Source organism: Pontibacter kalidii, from assembly GCF_026278245.1.
Lineage (GTDB): Bacteria > Bacteroidota > Bacteroidia > Cytophagales > Hymenobacteraceae > Pontibacter > Pontibacter kalidii.
Genome location: NZ_CP111079.1, coordinates 1,762,312 through 1,781,358, shown reverse-complemented (window position 1 = coordinate 1,781,358; position 19,047 = coordinate 1,762,312). Strand labels below are relative to the sequence as shown.

Sequence of the window (19,047 nt, the reverse complement as noted above, 5' to 3'; positions counted from 1 at the left end):
CTTGAAGAAGAGGCGTGGATCAATCTATGACATAGCGTGGTATGTTTAGCGGAAGGCGCGTAAGCAGCTCGTAATTCAGCTGCGTGCTCAGCTCCCCAAAAGAGGCCACCGTTATACTTTCATCGCCTTGTTTGCCCAGTAGCACCACTTCGTCGTCTTTCCCCACACCCGGTATGTCCGTCACGTCCACCATCATCACGTTCATGTTCACCGTGCCTACCACGGCAGCGCGTGTGCCCTTTATCAGTACCTGCCCCTGGTTACTAAGGGAGCGGCTGTAGCCCCAGGCGTAACCTACCGGCACCACGGCCAGTAACAGATCGCGGGGAGCACGGAACGAGGTGCCGTAACCGATGTACTCGCCCTGCGGCACACTCTTAAGGCTCATGATGCGGCTTTTCCAGTTGATCAGGCGGTGCAGCGGATCTTTTTTCTCCTCCCGCCCGCTAATGTACTGACTGTACGTCTCGGGGCTGGGCCAGAAACCATACTGCATAATGCCCACCCGCACCATGTCCATGCGGGTCTCGGGGTAGGAGATCATAGCGGCAGAGCAGGCTGTGTGACGTTGCCTGGGCAGGTGGCCGGCTTTCTGCATGCGCTCCACCTGTTGGTTGTAGGCCTGCAGTTGCTGCAGCACCCGGTCGTGGTTCTGCATGCTCTCGGCACCGGCAAAATGGGTGCAGATGCCTTGTAGTTCCATCTCAGATGCGTGGCTGTCCAGGAATGTCTCTGCCTTGGCCAGAGCTGCTTTGTTAAAGCCGGTGCGGTTCATGCCGGTCTCCAGTTCCAGGTGTATTTTGGCGCGCTTTCCAAGCTTTCTTGCTATGGCGGAGGCTTCCTGCAGCCTATCCAGCTCAAACACAAAAAACTCCATGTCATGCTGGATGGCCCACTCCAGTTCGGGGTTATCCAGGTAGCCCATGACCAAGATGGTGGCGGGCTGCTGAATGGCTTTCAGCAGGCGGTCGGCCTCATCGGCACTAAACACAGCAAAATGGCTGACGCCACACTCCTGCGCTATGCGGGCAAATGGCTCTATGCCATGGCCATAGGCATTGCCCTTCACCACCGATGAGAACTGAACGTCAGGGCCTATCTCGCTGCGCAGAAAATCTATGTTGTTTTGAAGGGCTGATTTACTTATCTCGATATAAGAGCTATGAAGCATAGTAGTTTATGGCTGTAGTATCTGCCGCGCGATCTCGTAAAAAAAAGTGGCACCGGTCGGGATGAGTTCATCGGGGAAGTTATAGTTGGCGTGGTGCAGCTGCGGTTGCGAAGTGCCCGCGCCAAGCCCGAAAAGCGCCCCCTTATACTTTGCCGTGAAATGCCCGAAGTCTTCGGACCACCTGAAAGGCTGTACGCTCTCCTGCGCCTCCAGTTGCAGACTTTCCGCCGCCTGCCGCACCAGTTGCACTGCCTCGGGGTCATTTATAGTTGCCGGAAACTCTTCCACAAAACGGATCTTATACTTCAGGCCATACTTCTCGGCGACCTGTTGCACCTGTTGTGCCGTCAACTGCTTCAGCTTTTGCAGGTCCTCGGCCTGGAAGGAGCGGAGGGTGGCCATTACAGTGCCAAAGCCCGGGTTAGTCCCAAAGGCCACCTCGCCTAGCCGGGCATGAATTACAGTGAGCAGCGTGAGGTCCCGGAAAAGCTCTTTCTGCCGGACAACCTGGTTAAAAGCAAGTATGATTTCTGCCATTGCCTCGCCCGGGTTCAGACCATTCTCAGGTTCGGCAGCATGTGAGGGGTGCCCCTGCAGCTCCACAACCATCCCTGTAGAGGCTGCGGCAAAGGCATTCTCCCTCACGATCACCTGGTGCAGCGGGTAGCCCGGCAGGTTGTGCAGCGCAAACACGTAATCCGGCTGCAGTGGCAGGAGCCGCTCGTCTTGGAGCATCTCCCGGGCGCCCATGCCGGTTTCCTCTGCCGGCTGATAAAGGAGGACCACCCTGCCTGTGGCCGGTTTATTGGCGTGCAGCAGGCTGGCGAGCCCGGTTAGAATGGCCATATGCCCGTCGTGGCCGCAAAGATGGGCTGTTCCTGCAACTTCTGAAGTATACTTTAAGTCCGGGTTATCCTCCAGGATAGGCAAGGCGTCCAGCTCGCAACGGAAAAGTATGGTTGGCCCGGCAGTTGGTTCAGTACCCTCGAACACAGCCACTACGCCTGTGCCCCCCACCTGCGTAAGTATGGAGCTGGGTTTATACTTTTCCAGAGAGGACACGATGCGTTCAGCCGTGGCGGCTTCGGCTCCGGATAGCTCGGGGTGCCGGTGCAGGGCATGGCGCAGTTGTATCAGTTCGGACAGGTCTTGGAGTGGTGGGTGCTGCATAGCGGTTCATATTTTACCTAGATAGGGTAAGATACGAAATCTGCGGCAGAGGTTTATACTTGGTGAGGCTGCCGATACTTCTCTCAATGCATGCACAAGCTTGTAACGCACATGCCGTTTCCCTCTACATGAAGCAGCAGCATGTGCTTTACTCATGTTCCAGATCGGCCCTCAGCAGTGTTAGCACCTGCTCCATCACGTGTTGGAGCAGGGTGATATCCGCTTTCACCTGAGGCTGGCTGGCGCGGTTTTTGGCATCGCTCTCTATCCGGCGCACCACTTCTTTCAACTGTTCAATCCGTAAGGTGTCTATGGTGGATTTTAGCTTGTGGGCTGCCGCACTTACCCCATCCCAATCCTGCGTATCGCGCATTTGCTGCATGCCTGCGAGCGTGGGCGGCACAGACTCCACGATCAACCGCTTGCTGCGCCGCATGAACTCCTCGTTGCCACGGGCGATCTTCTCCAACAACGCAAGGTCGTAAATTGGCTCCCGGGGCGAGCTTTCTGCCGCCGCTGCTGTAGCTTCTACTGTCCCCTGCTGCCTGCGGTGGGGTAGGAGCACCTCGATTTTCCGGAACAGCTTATCCTCTTCAAAGGGCTTGGATATGTAGTCGTTCATTCCTGCGGCCAGGTATTTCTCCGCATCGCCTTTTAGGGCATTGGCTGTCAGGGCAATGATCGGGACGAGCGATTTTTGTGCATCAGGCAGGTTTCTGATCTCCAGCGTAGCATCTATTCCGCTCATTTCCGGCATCTGTATATCCATCAGGATCACGTCGTAGAGGCCTTGCTCGGCCATCTCCACCGCCTCCCGGCCATTGCGGGCCACTTCCACCTGCGCACCCCAACCCTCCAGTATTGCCTGCGCCAGGAAAATGTTTATCTCGTTATCCTCTGCCAACAGCACCTTTATCTTGCCCAGGCTGCTGAAATCAATCTCCTCCTCCTGCAGATCCGGCTGCTCCACAGCCGATTTAGGGAAGGTAAGTATAAAGGTGAACGTGCTGCCCTCATTCTCGCTGCTCTCCACCCAGATCTGGCCGTGTTGCATTTCTATCAGGGTTTTGCAGATGCTGAGGCCAAGTCCCGTGCCGCCGTACTTGCGCGTGGTGCTGGAGTAGGCCTGGCTAAATCCTTCAAAGATATAATCGATCTTGGAGGGAGGGATGCCGATACCAGTGTCTGTTACGGCAAACTCAACGGTAAGCCTGTCCTGCTGCTCCTCCAGTACCTGGCAGCTAAGCGTAACACTGCCTTCCTCTGTAAATTTAATGGCGTTGCTGAGAAGGTTCAGCAACACCTGGTTTAGCCGGTATGGGTCGCCGAGCAAGGTCGGGTAACTCTGTTGAACTGCCTTGAGGGTATAGGCAATCTCTTTTTCCTCCGCCTTATAGATAAAGGTCTTGAAGGCGTGCTGTACAGTTTCACTCAGGTTGAAGGGAATCTCCTCCAGCTCCAGCTTACCCGCCTCAATTTTAGCGATATCCAGGATGTCGTTGATGATGACGAGCAGGTTCTCGGCAGATTGGCAGATGATGTCCAGGTAATTCTGCTGGGCCTCATCCAGCTCGGTTCTACGCAGGAGGGTGGCCATGCCCAGTATACCGTTCATCGGTGTCCGGATCTCGTGGCTCATGTTGGCCATGAAGTTCTCTTTCACGCGTGCCGATTCTTCTGCAGCCTCCTTGGCCCGTGTTAGCTCCTGCTCTGTACGCATTCGGTCGGTTATATCCTGGGCAATGGCGATGATGTAAGGGGCCAGGTTTGGCTCCTCCACTTTGTAGTTCTTGTAATACAAGTAGCGCTCCTCGTTCTCTTTGTTCAGGATCGTCAAGATGCCATCTACCAGGCTCTGAGTGTTGAACTGCTGCAGGTAAAGTAGAAATTTTTCCTCGTTCTGCTTTGGGAAGAACTCAACCAGGCTGTGGCCAGTCATTTCTTCGGCTGTGTAGCCCAGCATGTTCAGCAGGTACGGGTTTACCGTCAGGATCACGCCGTCCAGGTCGTGGGTGCAGATGAAGGCCGGGCTGTAGTTGATCAGGTCGCGGTACTTTTTCTCGCTGTTTTTCAGAGCCATTTCTGATTCCCGGCGATGTGAGATATCATGGACGGCAGACTGGAACTTCAGCGGCTCACCCCGCTCGTTGAGGATTGGACGGACATTGGCTTCCACCCAAAACGTAGTGCCATCCCGATGGACCATGCGGTGCCGCAGCGTGACATTCTTCTTCAGCTCCAGCACCTCTTCCTCTATTTGAGCCCAGACCGTCTCTACCTCCTCCGGATGCATCACCTCCTTCGGATGCAGCTTCATGATCTCTTCCTGCGAATAGCCCAGCATCTCCTCCACCGCCTTGGAGACATAAATAATGCTGCCGTCCAGGTTGTGCAGGCTCACCATGTCCTTGGAGTTCTCCGACAGCAGCCGGTGCAGCTCCTCGTTTGCTTTCAGGCGGCTGTTGGCCAGGCGTTGCTCTGTCACATTGGTAGAAATACTCAACACGTTAACCTGCCCATCACTGGTTATAAGCGGCTTTTTTATCGTACTGAACCAAAGGGTTTCTCCGGTTATACTTGTGTGGCGCTCTTCTAACCGTAGTTCCCGGTGCTCGGCAATTACCTGCCTGTCTGTTTCAAGATAGAACTCTGCTTCGCTTTTATTATGGTGAATATCAACGGTATTATGCCCCAGTACTTCATGCAGTGGCTTACCGTACAACCTGGCAAACTCCTGGTTCGCCAGCACTATATTTCCTTCGGTATCCTTCACATAAATCAAGCTGGGGCTTGCGTCGAGCACCTGCCGGATAAACTCATTCTTCTCCTTTACTTCCTGCCCGGCCTTTTTCTCCTCGGTGATATCCCTAATGATGGCCAGAACCTCCGAGTTGCTGTACTTCAGAATACGGCCGTCGTAGTAGCGCAGCCCGCCTGGCAAATCAAGCTCGTATTGTACGCATTCATACTGCCCCGTACTAATCACTTTGGCGATCAGTTCCATAAATTTTGTGGCAAGCTCCGAAGGCAGCAGCTGGTAAATATTCTGACCGACCAGTTGCTCTTTGGGTACGAACAGGTGTTTCTGTTCCTCGTTTCTCATATCGAGGTACTGGCCCTGCCCATCGATGATGAACATCAGGTCGGGGATGGCGGCAAGTATGGCGCGATTCTTTTCCTCACTGGCCATAAGTACCTCCTGGGCGCGACGCAGGTCCGTAATGTTCAGCCCGTGGCCAATGATGAGTTCCACCTCGCCCTGTGGGTTTAGCACCGGGTTCAACCTGCGCAGGAAATAGGATTTGTTGCCACCGGGGTAAGCAACCTGCTCCTCAAACTCCACGCGGCTTCTGGTCTCCAGCACACGCTGCAGGTGCTGGCTCCGTTGCCTCATGCGGGTAGGCGGGATATTGCGCCGGGCACTATAGTCCTCGTTCGTCCTCCCGATTATCCAGCGGCGTAATTCACTATCGCCAATAGCGGCGGGGTTCACGAAGAGGTATTGCAGCCGGTTGTTGTACACGGCCACATCGGAGGGTATGTGGTTGAGGATAGCCTCGTAAAATTCTTTCTGGTGAAACAATTCATGGCTTTGCCGGCGTAGCTGCGTTACATCTTCCGCCGACCCGATTACCAGCTGTACCTGTCCGCTGTCCCTGCGTTTGTACACACTCTCACGGCAGTAGAGGTTCTTAATGCCTTTATCCTTCGTGTGTACCAAATATTCTACTTCCATCACCTCGCCATCCCGGGCGCTGCGCATGCGCTGTGTATGCTCCTGAATCTTATGCTGTTGTTCCGGAACGACGATATGCTTGAAGATCTGCCCCTCCATCTCGGCAATATCCATCACACTATAGCCCAGAGCTGACATGATCTGTTCGTTTATGTATATGCACCTATCTTCCTCTAAATGATAGATGTAAACGATGTTTGGTATGGTGTGGGCAATATTCCTCAGAAGGCTCTGACTTTCAGAAAGGGCGGTCTCTGCCTTGCGCCGCTCCGTAAAATCGGTCATGTACAAGTTAAAGTACCCTCTTTTAGGAACCGGGTAGAAAAGAACATGGTAGTAGCGGCCGGATATGCAGATGTCGAATGAGGCTGGCCTGTTGCCGCGCTTTCGTTTAATGCGCCGGATATGCATCAGCAGTAACCGCCGAAGGCCTTGTTGCCGCAGCCTGATCACGCCATACATAAAATCCTGCGCAGCCAGGTTGGCCGAAAGAATCTCTCCCGAAAAGCTTAGACGGAACACCGGGCTGGGGTACTCGTCCTGTACTTCGGCCTGAAGCATTTGCCAGTCAGGCGCTGTTGCCGTATCCGGGAAAAAAGATCGGGGCTCCTGATTAATTGAGTTTCTAGCAGAAAAGTGTTGCCTCTGAAGTTGCTCCAGCGCAAGCAGTCGTGCCTGGGCAAGCTCCTCAGCGGCCTTCCGGGCATTTCTTTCCTCCTCCAACTGCTGGAGCACTTCTTCTTTACTTAGCATATAATATGAATTGTTGCCATACCGAAAGCCCATTTAAAATGCGCCGGCTGTACTTGATGTTGTACTTTGAATAATCTGATTGAAGGCGTTATCTCACCCTACTTTATACTTTGTGGTTTTAGCTGGAAACCTTGATAGGAAGTATAAGTTCCGCTGATGATGGGAAGGAGTGATTCGTGATACTATTTTGTGACCAGTTCGTTGTTCTGGATCATGCGGTAGATGGTGGACTTGCCGATGTCCAGCTTATCGGCCACTAGCAGCACATTGCTGTCATACTTATCCAGAAAGCGCTGAATGATCTCAATGGTGTACTCGCGCAGCGGTCGTTCCTTTGCCAGGAAGTCCCTTTCTGTGCTGTTGGCTGCCAGGTTTATATCGTGAGCCTCTATCATACTTTCGTCTGCCATCACCACGGCCAACTCCACCACAGCGCGGAGCTCGCGCACGTTTCCCGGGAAAGAGTGGGAGAGGAGCTTCTCCTGCGCCTCCTCCGTTAGTGTTTTCCTGCCCATGTCGTTCTCCTTAGCGAAGGCATCTATAAAGTGCTTGGCCAGTACCAGAATATCGGCACCCCGGTCGCGCAAAGGCGGCAAATGGATCGGCAGGCCCAGCAGGCGGTAGTATAGGTCCTCCCGGAAATTCCCTTTCTTCACTTCCTCGGCCAGGTCTTTGTGCGTGGCAACTATAATTCGGGCATCAATGGGTACTACAGTGTTACCACCAACGCGCGTAATTTCTTTCTCCTGCAGTACCCGCAGCAGCTTGGCCTGCAGGCTGATGTCCAGTTCCCCGATCTCATCCAGGAAAATCGTGCCTTTGTTGGCCTCCTCAAACTTGCCTAGCCTGCGGGCAACGGCCCCGGTGAAAGCGCCCTTCTCATGCCCGAACAGCTCGCTTTCGATAAGCTCGCGGGGTATGGCGGCCACGTTCACGGTCACGTAGGGCATTTTCTTCTTGCCGCTATTATAATGGATGGCCTTGGCCACCAGTTCTTTGCCGGTGCCCGTTTCCCCGCTAATGGATACCGTGATGTTGGTTTTGGCAGCCTTCCCCATCATAGTGAACACCCGTTTCATGGCGTCGCTGTTGCCGATGATGAAGTTGCTGAAGTCATACTTCTGGCCGATCTCCTCGCGCAGCTGGTCTATCTCCTTGCGGAGCGACACGTTCTCGCGTATTTTGTTTACCGTATTCCAGAGACGCTCCGGCGTGTCCTCGTCCTTCACAATGTAGTCGTAAGCTCCTCTCTTGAGCAAATCTACGGCCGTGGCCACGTCTTTCTGGCCGGAGATAATAACGATCTGGGTATCGGGGCTCTGTTCCTTGATCTTGTTAAGTACCTCGGCGCCGTTTTTGTCCGGCAGAGAGTAGTCGAGGGTAATCACATTGGGGCGCTCATGCAGGATACTGAGGCAGTCCTTGGCGGAGTGGAATTTCCGCAGCTCATAGTCGGGGTTGAGGGACAGATGATATTCCAGCAGCTCGCTATACCATACATCATCGTCTAAGATAAAAATTTTAAATGGGGTATTCTTCATCTTCCTAATCGGTAGTAGCAGGCCGTTATTTATAAAGATAGCATGTTCAGATTAGTTAAAAATCATAACCGCCGATGCTTCTCCTTGGTTTGAGCAATGTGGGCTCTAAGTAATTGAATTCTACATTCTTTTGCAACTATGGGCAATTTTTACTGTAACGGAACGAGCACATTTACCCCAGGGAAACCCCATACTTTATCAGCTGCTTTTGTATGCCGCTGTTTTGAACTTTTGCAAGACCTGGGGCTAAGGCATAAAAAAGCCTCTTTCTTAGGAGTCGCATCCGAAGAAAGAGGCCTATACTTCTAAAATTATTATTCTTTAAGAATGGATGGGTTGGTACTTGGCGCGCATGAACATAAAGATACCATAGCAGATAAGGCCCAGTGCTACCGCCCCAAGTATAAAGGAACCATACGAGGCGTTCTCAAGTAACTGGAATGCTGCTTTGTTACCGCCTGCCTCCGAAGAACTGGACTTCAGGGCCGCCTGCAGGAACAGGTAACCGATCACAAGCCAGACGATGCCGCGGGCCATATAACCCAATTTGCCGGCCCGTATCATTTGGTGCTCCACCTCATGTTTCAAACCACCCGACTGCACCTCTTTTCTATACTTGTCGGAGTACCCATAATAGATCTGGTAAATACCGGCAATGATAGTACCGACGGCCAAAATACCCACCAGCCATTGGCCAAAGGGTTGCTCCAGCAGCTTGGCTGTCACTGTCTGGCGGGTATCGCTCCCGCCGCCGCCGCTGCCAAGCACGATGCGCGCTGCGAGTACCGCGAAACTGCCATACACCAGGCCGCTGAACACATACCGCAGCCGCTTGGCGACGCCCTTGGCATCGGAGCCCTTGTCCTCTGTATCTCTGGCAGCCTGAATGAAGCGCCAGATGGCGTAGCAGAACAGGCCGAGTGCGGTTAAGGCCAGCAGTACGTTACCGGCGGGCATGTCCTGTATGGTTCTGAAAATGCCGGAGCGCTCCGTGCTTTCAGTGGATTGCCCGCCAATTTCGAAGGCCGCCATAAACGCCAGGATCCCCAGCAGGCAATAGACCACACCCTTGGCGGTAAGCCCGAAACGGGCAAAGTTCTCCACCCACTTCGGGGGCGGACTCGGAACATAAGTTGATAGATCTGCCATTGTATATGTCGTTAAGATTAATTGCTGTTTTCTCTCCCATACACGGATAAAGCGTATACTTTGTTGTTGCCATACCTGTCCGGTGGAGTATTTGTGTTTTTTTATCTAAAGCAGGGTTTTGGCTGTGGTGCAAACTATTGTACTGGTTTTGAGGTATGGAGAATCAGAAAGTATAAATGGGGAAAAGAAGCGTTGGGGCTGCTTCCACAGCTGGATTATACTTTTTACTATATTTGCCCGGATGTGCTGCCTGGCGCTGTAGTTTCGATGTACAGCGTACACGGCCCGAATTATACTTCTGAACTATGAAAAGACTCCTCTTTGCCTGCCTCCTGATAGGGATCTCCTCCCTGCCTTCCTGTGTCACCACCTCTGCATCGTTGGGGGCTAAGTCTATCAAGGCGCCTTATGCTGCCAGCCTTCGGAATGCGAAGACCTATGCCTGGTACCAACCTGCTCCTCCTGCCCCCGCTGTGTACCTGAAGGGGTTTAAGGCTTCCCTGCACCAAAACATGGTGCAGGCCGTGGAGCAGGAAATGCAGGAGCAGGGTTATACCAAGGTGGAGCAGAACCCCGATGTATTGGTGGCTTACGACGTGAGTGTGTCCGTGCCGGAAGAGCAGGACAAGGCAGAGAATTTTGCAGAGGGCTTTGGCTACAGCTACGGCTACATGAGCGGCTACCGCTACGACTACGGCCACGCCGATATGCCCGGCTACCGCAGCGTGGACCTGTTCAAAGAAGGGACGCTCATCATCGATCTGATTAACCCGAGATCGAAGATGCTACTCTGGCGCGGCTGGGCCGAAGGCGCCATTAACTTTAACGCTGGCCCGGGGGCAGTACGGAAGAAGGTAGAGGAGGTGCTGGAGCAGCTGTAGTTTTTTCGTGCAACTACAGCATTTTTACTCTTTAATATAGTTGTTGAAGCGCGCCACATCCGACGGTTTGCCGATCACATAGATCAGGTCGCCCCGTTGTAGTTGTGTGTCAGCATGAATGTTAAGGATCATTTGCTCTTTTCGTTTAATTGCGACCACAGTGATCGCAAACCTGTTCCGTATGTTTGATTCAAGCAAAGGTTTGCCGATGATATCTGGCTCGCTGGTGAGAACACGCAGGGTGGCCACCTCGATATCCGGCAGGTCCACACTGAGCTTTGCCCTATCAGAGTCGCGGCTGGTGGTCAGGCTCCGGAGCATCTCATAGTTGTCGGCCCGAATCTTCTGTGTGAAAGCCTCAATCTCGTCCCGCGGCATCAGGTATTTGCTCAATGTCCTGGTAAAGATCTCTATACTTGTCTCGAACTCCTCCGGGATTACCTCATCGGCCCCAAGCCTGTAGTTCTCCTCCATTTCCTGCAGGAAGCGTGTACGCACGATGATGTGTATTTTATCCGAAATTTCCCTGATAGTCGTGATGATGCGTTTGGTAGCTTCAGGATCCGAAATGGCGACCACAACCACCCTGGCTTTATGAATGCTGATATGAGACAGGATCATGGGGTGAACAGCGTCTCCGTAAACAATCGGCTCTCCCTTTTTCCCCTCGTTCTTAACTGTCGCGGCATTTAGCTCCACTATGACATAGGGGATGTTGGCATAACGGGCAGCCTTGGCTACGTTTCGCCCATTTATGCCATAACCTATAATGATGATATGATCATTAAGATCTGGAAGATCAGTATGGGTATTGTTCGGTTGCTGCGCGAATGGCATTGGCTCCTGGCTTGACACAAAGGGGGAAGCGATGATATCTGCCAGCCTCCGGTAGGAACCCATCACGAAAGGAGTAATGGCCATGGTCAGCAGCGACACCGACAGAAAGTACTGATAGGTTTCCTTGGACAGCAGCCCCGTGCTTATGCCCGTTTTTGAAAGTATAAAGGCAAACTCACCAACCTGGAAAAGTGACAGGCCGACCAGCAGCGACACCCGGAGCGGGTACTGCAGCATACGGGCGGCCAAAGTAGCCACCATACTTTTAAGCAGGAAGGTGAGCGCCGTAAAGAGCAGGATAATAGGCAGGTTCTCCAGCAGAAAGCCAAAGTCCAGCAGCATGCCGATGGATACAAAGAAGAAGCTCGTGAAGATCTCCCGGAAGGGAAGGATGTTGCTGGTTGCCTGGTGGCTATACTCTGACTCAGAAATGATAAGGCCGGCCATAAAGGCACCCAGCGCCAGGGAGAGCCCCAAACTGGAGGTAAGCCAGGCGACGGCGAAGCAGATGACCACGATACTAAGTATGAAGAGCTCCTTGCTTTTGGTTTCTGCCACCAGGTACAGCAGGCGAGGCACGAGGTAATGCGCACTGATCAGTACAAACACAATCACAAAGGCACCTTTCAGGGCCATCAGCAGCAGGGCTGTACCTATGTTTTCTGAGCCACCCGCCATCAGCGGGGCCAGCAACATCATAGGCACCACTATAATATCCTGAAAGATGAGAATGCCCAGCACCACGCGTCCCTGCGGACTATTTATCTCCCCGCGGTCCTGGAGGATCTTCAAGACGATGGCCGTGCTGCTCATCGCGATCAGGAAGCCCATGAAAACGGCCTCTCCCCAGCTAAAGTTGAGGAGCACCATCACCAGCGCCGACAGGCCAATGGTGGCCAGTACCTGGGTAGAGCCGCCCAGTATAACGGTTCGCTTTATCATGGCCAACTGCTTGAGGGAGAACTCCATGCCAATGATAAAGAGCAGCAGGATGATCCCTATCTCAGCCAGTATCTCAATATTGTGGGAGGCAGCGATAAGGCTAAGCCCGTATGGGCCGGCGATTACGCCTGTGGCCAGAAAGCCAAGGATGGTCGGCAGTTTCAGGCGCTGGAAAAGCAGGATGACAATTACCGACAATCCAAGTATGATGACTATGTCCGGGAGTAATGGTATCTCCATAAAAGCGTTGTTCCTTATTGTTTGTGCACTGGTCGGCCTGGGTTATAACGTATACCTCCTGCAAGTATAACACTATGCGACAGCAGGTTCTGCTGCGCGGCCTATCTCTTGCCCTCCCACTCCGCAAAAAACTGCTCCAGAAATCCCTCCATGTACTGGTGGCGCTGCAGCGCTATTTTTTTAGCGGTGGCCGTATGCATCCTGTCTTTCAGGAGCAATAGCTTTTCGTAGAAATGATTGATGGTGGGGGCAGTACTGCTCTTATACGCCTCGAAAGTCTCATGCAGCTCGGGTTTTATACCTGGGTTATACATTTCGCGGTTCCTGTGTCCGCCGTAGGCAAAGGTGCGGGCAATGCCGATGGCACCAATGGCATCCAGCCGGTCGGCGTCCTGCACGATTTTCCCCTCCAGCGTTAGCATGGCCGGGGAGGTGCCAGCCCCTTTAAAGGATAGGTCCCGGATGATGCTACAGACGTGGCTAATTACCTCTTCCTCCACCTGCTGTTGCTCCAGCCACTCCCGCGCCATGCGTGGCCCCACGGTGTCATCCCCGTTATGGAACTTATGGTCTCCTATGTCATGCAGCAGCGCAGCCAGTTCCACTACGTACACATCAGCCTTCTCTGAAGCGGCAATATGCTTGGCATTATTCCAGACCCGCAGCACATGCCACCAGTCATGGCCCGATCCTTCGCCAGACAGCAGCTCCCGTACATACCTTGCCGCTGCGGTTATAGTTTCTTCCTTATACATGGCTTACTTTATACTTTATCCGCCTAAAGCTAAAGAAAAACTTTTTTCCGACGAAGTATGGAAGCCTGGGAATGATTTATACCTCTACAAGCTCCAGGGGCTTGGCTGCTAAAGTATGGGTCAGCAGCTGTACCTCCAGCAGGTCGGCCCAGGTGTGCAGGTACAGCACTACATCGTCGCGCAGGTTGTGCTTCAGGTGCTTGTGGTGGGGTGGTAAACGATCGGTTATATCCGGGTGCGAAAGCGTTTCCAGGTGCGCGAGGTTTTCCCGTGTAATGCCCATATCCAGCATCTGGTCAATAATTTCATCCAGCGGCATGCCGCTCAGCGGGCAGTAGTCGCGCAGCTGCTCCCGCCAGTCGCCATAGCGCCACATGGCCGCACCATGTATCTGTCCTTTTGAGTACTTGGTGATGGTCTGGGCCAGGTGGCCGCAATTGCAACTGCCCATGTGCCCCCACTCATAGGTGGCGCCCTTGCCCAGCCTTCCGGCAGTTTCGCGCAAAGCCGCTATCAGCACTGAAGAACTCTTTGCCATGGTTTCTGATGCATTAATGGTATATAAAGTTTGGCCAAGCCTGGTGGGGCAGGGTAGGGGAAAATTAAGCACATCCCGCCTTTTATTACCCGGTCCCGGTTTGTTCCTTTGTAGTATATCCGTTACAATTGGCTAAATGTTCAGGTTTTTTTTCAGATTGATGTTCAAAAAATCATCTTCAGCGCTTACGCTTTATAGAACGTATACCTTCGCCGTGCTGCTGGTTTTATACTTTGCCCCGCTCGCAGCACAAGGGCAGATCCTCAACATAGAGCGTTCTCGCCTGAACCCTGACTCGGCGGGCTATTTTACCGGGAAGGGCGGTATAAGTTTTTCGATGTTTAACCGGAACGCCGGCAAAGATAACCCCAACAACTACCTGCAACTCACCTTTAACGGCGATGTGGCCTACATATCTGAGAGGCACAGTTACCTGCTGCTCAACTACTACAATTACCTGCTCGTGAACTACGACTCCCAGGAGCTCCGTAATACGGTGGCCAGCACGGGCTACTCGCACTTCAGGGTTAACTTGTTGCGCAAGATGAAGCTGTCTTACGAGCTTTTTGCCCAAGCGCAGGCTGACAAGGCGCGGGGGCTGGAGTTAAGAACCTTGGCCGGCGGCGGCATACGGTACCGCGTGCTCCGGAGCCAGAACAGTAGTATATACTTTGGTACAGGCTTTATGCACGAGCACGAGGAGTGGGAGAACCCGGAGTTGGAACAAAGGCTTATGGTGGCCGACCTCCTCAAGTCCACTAACTACGTGAGCGGTAAGGTAAAACTGAATGAGCAGGTAAGCACGGAGGGCATCGTATACTACCAGGTTGGGTATGATGATACCATCAGCAGGTTCCGCAACCGGGTGAGCGGGGATGTGACACTGCAGGTTAAGCTCACAAATAAGTTCTCCTTCAGGACCAACTTCAGCTGTGTTTATGAGGATGAGCCAATTGTCCCGGTTACCAGGTTTGTATATGCCATCTCGAACGGTATTCAGCTGCAGTTTTAAGGGAATCAACCAAATTTTATTGTAGTTATTTCTGCTTACTCCCGCAATATTTTCATAATTTTACCTTTTGAGTCGATAGAACACCTAAAATAAAAATAACCAGTAGGTTCATTTTAATTCGTAAGGAATAACATAACTGATGCGCAAAACCCTTATCGCATGGTGGTTCGTACTTGGCATAGCAATCTTTGCCTCCTGCGTTCCACAAAAGAAGCTCCTCTTGCTGCAGGAGAACCCCGAGGTGAAGAACCAGGGGGAGGCAGACGAGCTTTTAAAGACCTTTGACCTCAAAAAGCCAGTTTACACCCTCAGAGCTGGCGATGTGCTGTCGCTGCGGGTGCAGACTACCACCCCTCAGGAGTATGACTTCCTGAGTGCTGGCACAACCACTTTCGGTGCCACAGACCCTGTGCTTGATGGTTATACGATTGATGACGCGGGCGATATCCTGCTTCCGGTTGTCGGCAAAGTCCATCTCGGAGGGCTTTCTATGCCAGAGGCCCGTGCAGCTGTTACGGATGCCCTGAAACCTTTCCTGGCTAACCCAACCGTTAACCTCCGACTGCTTACCTTCCGCTATACTATAGTGGGTGAGGTAGGTAGCCAAGGCCAGTATACGACTTACCAGGATAACATCAACGTGATGGAAGCTATCGCCACGGCAGGTGGCTTTAATCCTTATGCCAACCGGGGCAAAATCAAGCTTGTTCGCTACGAGGAAGGAAAGGCTAAGATGTATGCTTTCAGCCTGCTAGATAGGGATATGCTGACCATGAACAATTTCTACCTCCAGCCGGACGATATGATTGTGGTCGACCCGCTTCCAGCCAAGTTTTTCCGAGAGAACGTCCTCGGTACTTTCTCCCTGGGCTTTGGCCTTGTGGCTTCTGTGGTTCTTCTATTCACCAGACTCTCAAGATAAAAATATACTTTGGAATCTACCTTTAATCCCGAAGAGAACAGCTTCATCGATTTTAAGGCGCTTTTAAACGCTGCCATTTCAAAGTGGTATCTGTTTGTTTTAGGCGCCGTGGTTGCCCTATCTGTAGCCTATCTGATCAACCGTTATACCGTGCCGGAGTATGAGGTTTCCTCCTCCGTCATGTTTTCCGGGGAGGCTAGTAACGGTGCAGCTGCCGCATTGTTGTTTGGCAACGAGATGTTTAAAGGTACGCAGGGACTTACAAACGAGTCTATTTTATTGAAGACCAAGACACTGGCGCGAAAGACCTTGGACAAGTTGGACTTCCAGGTAAGCTATTATATAAAAGGTAATGTGTTGCTCTTAGAGGCTTATAAAGGCGACGCCCCTATACATGTGGTATTTGACTCCACAGCGGCTAGCATTCCCTACAATGTCATGTTCAAGATTGCCCTGCTGGATGATGGGAATTATTCGCTGTCCTCTGAGAACTTGAGCTGGAACGCGAAGGTGGCTGAAAAGACTTTCAGGTTTGGACAGTCTTATTTAATTGATGACTTTGCTTTTACGATTGAACTGCTGAAACCGGAGCCTTTTTCCGGAAATGAGGTTATGTTCACGATCCATAACCTGGATGATCTGGCAAAAAAGTATGCCTCTAATCTTTCCGTTTCACCCTACGGGGGCGATGCCTCTGCCTTAGTGATGACGGTGGCGGGAACGACCCCTAAAAAGGACATTGATTACCTGAACGCTCACATGGAGACGTACAGGCAGAACAACCTGGATATCAAAAATGCCAAGGCTATCGGGACGCTTAACTTCATTGACGTGCAGCTACAGCAAATCGGAGACTCCCTCTACTTCATAGAGTCGAGGCTGGAGGAGTTTAAGCAGCGCAACGCGGCGATGGACCTGAGTGCTGCTGGAGCCAAAGTGGCTGGTGAGTTACAGGCGCTAGAGGAGCGGAAGGCTGAGTTGCTGTTAACCGCCCGTTATTACGATTACTTATCTACCTATCTTAACAAGGAGAATCCGGAGGAAGTGATTCAGGCCCCGGCTACGCTGGGGGTGAGCGATCCTGTGCTTAATGCTCTGGTTTCCCAACTAGTGACGCTACAAACGGAACTTAGTGTTGCCTCTACCGGTCAGGGGCAGGAGAATCCGGGAATTAAGATCAAGCGACAGCAGCTAAATGAGGTGAGGGCCTCATTGTTGGAAAACTTAAGCAGTTTGAAAGACGCCAACCAGATCGGGTTGCGTAACCTGGATCAGCGGATAGATGCAGCAGCTGCGGAGATGCAAAAACTCCCTTCTTCTGAGCGACAACTGATCAATATTCAGCGCCTTTACAGTTTAAGTGAGAATCTCTATGTTTTCTTGATGGAGAAGCGCACCGAGGCGGGGATCTCTAAAGCTGCCAACACCTCTGATATTACCATTCTGAGAGAGGCTTCCGTGAGTAAACAAACTGCTCCGCTCCCCCTTCGCAACTATGGTATCGCGCTTGCTATTGGCCTTGGCCTTCCGTTTGCCTTTATATTTCTGAAGGAACTGATGAACAACAAGATTCATACGGTGGAGGATATTGCCAAGTATACGGCGCTGCCTTTGCTGGGGCTCGTTGGCCATAACAAGAAGGAAGACAACCTGCTGGCGAACCTGAGCCCGAAGTCGGCCTTAGCTGAGGCGTTCAGAACGGTACGTTCAAACCTACGCTATATGACAGGCGTGACCGACACTGCTACCGAAGGAGGAAAGATTATCGTGATTACTTCTTCCATAAGCGGGGAGGGGAAGACGTTCTCTGCCAAAAACTTGGCTTATATCATCTCCATTTCCGGGGAGCGGACTTTGCTGGTTAATGCTGATATGCGTAAGCCTAACAACAACTCAGACCTGGGAGTGAGCAGCAGCACGGGCCTGAGCAACTACCTGGCAGGGCATATTTCCATGGATGAGGTGATCCATACAACTATCCAGGAAAACCTGCATGTACTGCCTTCAGGCGACATTCCACCCAATCCGTCGGAGTTACTGCTCAGCAGCCGTATGTCCGATCTTATTGTAGAGCTGAAGAAGCGCTATGATTACATCATCATGGATACGCCGCCTGTGGGTATACTTTCTGATGGCCTGGAGTTAATGCAGATTTCAGATGCCAATGTGTTCATGGTGCGCCAGGACTATACGATAAAGGATTTCATTAAAAATGTGCAGTTGCAGCATGAGTCCGGGAAGATTCGTAATACAGCCATCCTTTTCAATGATGTTGATTATAAGAAGCTAAACTACGGTTATGGCTATGGGTATGGTTACGGATACGGGTATTATGCTGAGGATAACGAAACAAAGTCCTGGTGGAAACGAATAAGGGGGTAATTCCCCTTTTTTGTTTATATACCTTTCTGAACACACTTTATGCATCAAGATTCAAAAATTTACGTGGCGGGCCATAGAGGTATGGTTGGCTCAGCCATTGTACGTAAGCTCCAGAAAGAGGGCTTTAACAATATCATCACCCGAACATCTAAAGAACTGGACCTGCGAAATCAGTTGGCAGTGGAGAGATTCTTTGTCGAGGAGCAACCGGAGTACGTTTTTCTGGCCGCTGCAAAGGTAGGAGGCATACAGGCCAACAACACCTACCGAGCTGAGTTCCTCTACGACAACCTCATGATAGAGGCGAACATCATACATGGCGCCTACAGGCAAGGTGTACAGAAACTCATGTTCCTAGGGTCTTCCTGCATCTACCCCAAGCTGGCGCCCCAGCCGCTAAAGGAAGAGTACTTGTTAACCGGACCGCTGGAGCCCACCAACGAGCCTTATGCTATTGCCAAGATAGCGGGCATTAAGCTTTGCGAGGCCTACCGCGATCAGTATGGCTGCAACTTCATCAGCGTAATGCCTACTAACCTCTACGGCTATAACGACAACTATGACCTAAATAACTCACACGTATTGCCGGCCCTTATCCGCAAGTTTCACGAGGCGAAGGAGAGTAGTGCGCCATCGGTAACGGTGTGGGGCACGGGCAGCCCGCGCCGGGAGTTCCTTTTTGCCGATGACCTGGCGGAGGCCTGCCTTTATCTGATGGAGCACTACGACGGTCGCGAACTGGTTAATATCGGAACAGGGGAGGACATCACGATCAAGGAACTGGCGCTGCTGGTAAAGAAAGTGGTGGGTTTTGAGGGAGAGCTGGAGTTCGATACCACTAAACCCGATGGTACGCCCAGGAAATTAATGGATGTGTCGAAATTGCATTCTGTTGGTTTTAAGCACTCTACAAGTTTAGAGGAGGGAATTGCACTCGCCTACGAAGATTTTAAGAACAAAATTGTGGAAGTATAGTATATATATCCGTTTACTATAATACTTCACTATACTTATCACA

13 protein-coding genes are annotated in these 19,047 nt (G+C 52.0%); 5 read left to right on the top strand and 8 right to left on the bottom strand.

Annotated elements, in window-relative coordinates; all coding sequences use genetic code 11:
* Positions 1-19: 19 nt before the first annotated feature.
* From alr to OH144_RS07625, 5 genes are all read right to left on the bottom strand, one after another.
* Positions 20-1,171, bottom strand: a complete 1,152-nt coding sequence (gene alr / locus OH144_RS07645; protein ID WP_266205707.1) for an alanine racemase — start codon at positions 1,169-1,171, stop codon at positions 20-22.
* A 6-nt stretch (positions 1,172-1,177) separates the two neighbouring features.
* Complete coding sequence (locus OH144_RS07640; RefSeq protein ID WP_266205706.1) at positions 1,178-2,341, bottom strand: amidohydrolase; 1,164 nt, start codon at positions 2,339-2,341, stop codon at positions 1,178-1,180.
* Positions 2,342-2,489: 148 nt separating this feature from the next.
* Positions 2,490-6,830, bottom strand: a complete 4,341-nt coding sequence (locus OH144_RS07635) for a PAS domain S-box protein (RefSeq protein ID WP_266205705.1) — start codon at positions 6,828-6,830, stop codon at positions 2,490-2,492.
* A gap of 182 nt (positions 6,831-7,012) precedes the next feature.
* Positions 7,013-8,371 carry a sigma-54-dependent transcriptional regulator gene (locus OH144_RS07630; protein WP_266205704.1) on the bottom strand — a complete coding sequence of 453 codons (1,359 nt, stop codon included), beginning with the start codon at positions 8,369-8,371 and terminating at the stop codon, positions 7,013-7,015.
* 321 nt (positions 8,372-8,692) lie between these two features.
* Entirely contained in the window at positions 8,693-9,520 is an 828-nt protein-coding gene (locus OH144_RS07625) for a DUF1206 domain-containing protein (RefSeq protein WP_266205703.1), read from the bottom strand.
* A 305-nt stretch (positions 9,521-9,825) separates the two neighbouring features.
* Here OH144_RS07625 and OH144_RS07620 point away from each other — a divergent pair, with 305 nt between their 5' ends.
* Positions 9,826-10,401, top strand: coding sequence for a DUF4136 domain-containing protein (locus OH144_RS07620; protein WP_266205702.1), 576 nt, complete (start codon positions 9,826-9,828; stop codon positions 10,399-10,401).
* Positions 10,402-10,425: 24 nt separating this feature from the next.
* Here the strand turns inward: OH144_RS07620 and OH144_RS07615 are convergent, their stop codons facing one another.
* The 3 genes from OH144_RS07615 to OH144_RS07605 form a co-directional block, all read right to left on the bottom strand.
* Positions 10,426-12,420 (bottom strand): cation:proton antiporter domain-containing protein, encoded by a 1,995-nt coding sequence (locus OH144_RS07615; RefSeq protein ID WP_266205701.1) that lies wholly within the window; start codon positions 12,418-12,420, stop codon positions 10,426-10,428.
* 101 nt (positions 12,421-12,521) lie between these two features.
* A complete protein-coding gene (locus tag OH144_RS07610; RefSeq protein WP_266205700.1) occupies positions 12,522-13,175 on the bottom strand; it encodes an HD domain-containing protein in 654 nt (217 codons plus the stop codon).
* Between the two features lie 76 nt (positions 13,176-13,251).
* Positions 13,252-13,713 carry a hypothetical protein gene (locus OH144_RS07605; protein WP_266205699.1) on the bottom strand — a complete coding sequence of 154 codons (462 nt, stop codon included), beginning with the start codon at positions 13,711-13,713 and terminating at the stop codon, positions 13,252-13,254.
* Between the two features lie 160 nt (positions 13,714-13,873).
* On the opposite strand from OH144_RS07605, the gene OH144_RS07600 reads away from it, so the two are divergent.
* The 4 genes from OH144_RS07600 to fcl all read left to right on the top strand — a co-directional run bounded on the left by OH144_RS07600 (position 13,874) and on the right by fcl (position 19,004).
* On the top strand, positions 13,874-14,725 hold the full coding sequence (locus OH144_RS07600; RefSeq protein ID WP_266205698.1) for a DUF481 domain-containing protein: 852 nt from the start codon (positions 13,874-13,876) through the stop codon (positions 14,723-14,725).
* Between the two features lie 139 nt (positions 14,726-14,864).
* Positions 14,865-15,647, top strand: a complete 783-nt coding sequence (locus OH144_RS07595) for a polysaccharide biosynthesis/export family protein (protein ID WP_266205697.1) — start codon at positions 14,865-14,867, stop codon at positions 15,645-15,647.
* 9 nt (positions 15,648-15,656) lie between these two features.
* Positions 15,657-18,029, top strand: a complete 2,373-nt coding sequence (locus OH144_RS07590; protein WP_266205696.1) for a GumC family protein — start codon at positions 15,657-15,659, stop codon at positions 18,027-18,029.
* Between the two features lie 39 nt (positions 18,030-18,068).
* Complete coding sequence (gene fcl, locus OH144_RS07585) at positions 18,069-19,004, top strand: GDP-L-fucose synthase (RefSeq protein WP_266205695.1); 936 nt, start codon at positions 18,069-18,071, stop codon at positions 19,002-19,004.
* Positions 19,005-19,047: the final 43 nt, after the last annotated feature.

Excerpts from the sequence above, each read along its gene's own strand:
- OH144_RS07595 (WP_266205697.1), top strand. The coding sequence starts at position 14,865 with ATGCGCAAAACCCTTATCGCATGGTGGTTCGTACTTGGCATAGCAATC.
- OH144_RS07600 (WP_266205698.1), top strand. The coding sequence starts at position 13,874 with ATGTTCAAAAAATCATCTTCAGCGCTTACGCTTTATAGAACGTATACC.
- OH144_RS07625 (WP_266205703.1), bottom strand. The coding sequence starts at position 9,520 with ATGGCAGATCTATCAACTTATGTTCCGAGTCCGCCCCCGAAGTGGGTG.
- OH144_RS07605 (WP_266205699.1), bottom strand. The coding sequence starts at position 13,713 with ATGGCAAAGAGTTCTTCAGTGCTGATAGCGGCTTTGCGCGAAACTGCC.
- OH144_RS07630 (WP_266205704.1), bottom strand. The coding sequence starts at position 8,371 with ATGAAGAATACCCCATTTAAAATTTTTATCTTAGACGATGATGTATGG.
- OH144_RS07635 (WP_266205705.1), bottom strand. The coding sequence starts at position 6,830 with ATGCTAAGTAAAGAAGAAGTGCTCCAGCAGTTGGAGGAGGAAAGAAAT.
- OH144_RS07620 (WP_266205702.1), top strand. The coding sequence starts at position 9,826 with ATGAAAAGACTCCTCTTTGCCTGCCTCCTGATAGGGATCTCCTCCCTG.
- OH144_RS07615 (WP_266205701.1), bottom strand. The coding sequence starts at position 12,420 with ATGGAGATACCATTACTCCCGGACATAGTCATCATACTTGGATTGTCG.
- fcl (WP_266205695.1), top strand. The coding sequence starts at position 18,069 with ATGCATCAAGATTCAAAAATTTACGTGGCGGGCCATAGAGGTATGGTT.
- OH144_RS07610 (WP_266205700.1), bottom strand. The coding sequence starts at position 13,175 with ATGTATAAGGAAGAAACTATAACCGCAGCGGCAAGGTATGTACGGGAG.
- alr (WP_266205707.1), bottom strand. The coding sequence starts at position 1,171 with ATGCTTCATAGCTCTTATATCGAGATAAGTAAATCAGCCCTTCAAAAC.
- OH144_RS07640 (WP_266205706.1), bottom strand. The coding sequence starts at position 2,341 with ATGCAGCACCCACCACTCCAAGACCTGTCCGAACTGATACAACTGCGC.